This window comes from Mesorhizobium salmacidum (SeqCode) (genome assembly GCF_037179605.1).
In the GTDB taxonomy this organism is placed as follows: Bacteria; Pseudomonadota; Alphaproteobacteria; order Rhizobiales; family Rhizobiaceae; genus Mesorhizobium; species Mesorhizobium salmacidum.
The window spans coordinates 1-921 of record NZ_JAPYKS010000079.1 but is presented as its reverse complement, the minus strand read 5'-3'; the positions used below and the strand labels follow the sequence as shown (position 1 = coordinate 921).

The window sequence follows — 921 nt, the reverse complement described above, 5'->3', positions numbered from 1 at the left end:
ATGGAATCGACGCCATACTGCTTCTTCATCAGCGGGTTGACGAAGCGCCAGCCGATGGTGGTGTCGTAAATCTCGGCATTGCGCGAGAAGGCAGCGTCGGCCTTGGGCATGACGAAGGGCGCGCGGCTCATCGATTCCACGCCGCCCGTAAGCATCAGCTCCGCCTCGCCCGCCTTGATGGCACGGGCCGCGATTGTCAGCGCATCCATGCCTGAGCCGCACAGCCGGTTGACGGTCGAGCCCGGTATCTCCTTCGGCAACCCAGCTAGCAGCAACGCCATGCGCGCGACGTTGCGGTTGTCCTCGCCGGCCTGGTTGGCGCAGCCATAGACGACGTCGTCGACCGCCTGCCAGTCGATGCCGGGATTGCGCGCAAGCAAAGCCTTCAGCGGGATGGCGCCAAGGTCGTCTGATCGTACAGAGGACAGCGAACCGCCGAAGCGGCCGATCGGCGTGCGGATATAGTCGCAGATATAGGCCTCGGCCATGTCAGGCAGCCTTCCCTTTTCCGGTCCCTTCATGCGCCGCCTTGGTGCGGGCCTGCAGGTCGCGCAATGTCTTGAGTTCGAGTTCGCTTGGCGCCGGTGTTTCGTCAAGCGCCTCCGCGAACTTAACCACCCAGCCACAGCTCTCCTGCACCTGCTTGCGGCTGACCCCGGGATGCATCGAGACAACCGTGAATTCCTTGGTCACCGGATCCGGCTTCCAGACGGCGAGATCGGTGACCAGCAATGTCGGGCCAGCTGTGTCGATGCCAAGCCGCTGGCGGTGGTCGCCGCCTTCGCCATGGCCAAAGGAGGTGAAGAAGTCGATTTTTTCGACCATGCCGCGTTTGGTCTGCGCCATGGTTATGTAGATCTCCTTCGACGATGTCGCGATCTCCGGTGCGCCGCCGCCACCGGGCAGACGCGTCTTGGGATG

The 921-nt window shown here is 63.3% G+C and carries 2 protein-coding genes; both read right to left on the bottom strand.

Going from position 1 to position 921, the window contains the following annotated elements:
- A partial coding sequence (locus O7A60_RS31695; protein ID WP_337109580.1) for a thiolase family protein occupies positions 1-488 on the bottom strand: 488 nt, incomplete at its 3' end.
- Between the two features lies 1 nt (position 489).
- Positions 490-921: CoA-transferase (locus tag O7A60_RS31690; RefSeq protein WP_337109579.1), on the bottom strand; the 432-nt coding region annotated here is incomplete at its 5' end.